The sequence below is a fragment of the Rhodobacter sp. TJ_12 genome, from assembly GCF_020023995.1.
Classification (GTDB): Bacteria; Pseudomonadota; Alphaproteobacteria; order Rhodobacterales; family Rhodobacteraceae; genus Rhodobacter.
This window is the reverse complement of record NZ_NRRD01000058.1, coordinates 1-750: the sequence shown is the minus strand read 5'-3', so window position 1 is coordinate 750 and position 750 is coordinate 1. Positions and strand designations below refer to the sequence as shown.

1 protein-coding gene is annotated in these 750 nt (G+C 65.6%); it reads right to left on the bottom strand.

Annotated features, from left to right (window positions below; all coding sequences use genetic code 11):
• A partial coding sequence (locus tag CKO11_RS17130; protein ID WP_223641512.1) for a CaiB/BaiF CoA transferase family protein occupies positions 1 to 689 on the bottom strand: 689 nt, incomplete at its 3' end.
• Positions 690 to 750: the final 61 nt, after the last annotated feature.

Here is a 750-nt window from a genome sequence, read left to right as displayed (position 1 = left end):
TATTGCCGGTGGTTCGCGGCGGCCAGCATCACCTTGCCGTCGCTGGCCTGAAACTGGTTGTAGGTCGGGCTGCCATGTTCCAGCCCCTCATAGGTCATCTCGCGGCCGGTGCGCAGCGCATCGGTGATCTGCGCGCTCATCATCATGAAGGCGACATCCGTCAGGCAGGCGTCGATCCTCTGCCCCCTGCCGGTCCTTTCACGCTGGAAGAGCGCGCTGGAGATCGCGAAGGCCGTGGCGATCCCCGCTCCGATATCCACCAGCTGCGGCCCGCAGCGCAGCGGGCCCGTCGCTTCGGTGCCTGTGATCGACATGATGCCGGAATAGCTCTGGATCACCTGATCGTAGCCGGTCTGGCCGCGCCGGGGCCCCTCCTGTCCCCAAGCGGTCAGCGAGCAGTAGATCAGCCGCGGGTTGATCTTCTTCAGATCCTCATACCCCAGCCCCAGCGCCTCGAACGACCCGGCGCGGTAGTTCTCGACGAAGACATCGCCGTCCCGGACCAGCGCCTCGAGGATCGCCCGGCCTTCGGCCGTCTTGATGTTCACCGTCAGCGACCGCTTGTTCGCGCCAGTGGTAAGAAAGCGCGTGCCTATGAAGGCATCGGCAAGCACTTTGTCGCCGCCATCGCTGCGCGCCATGTCGGGGTCCTCGGGCGGCTCGACCTTGATGACTTCGGCCCCGAGCATCGCCAGCTGGGCCGGTGGCGAAGGGGCCGGCAAGCACATGGGTCATGTCGACGATCCTGAT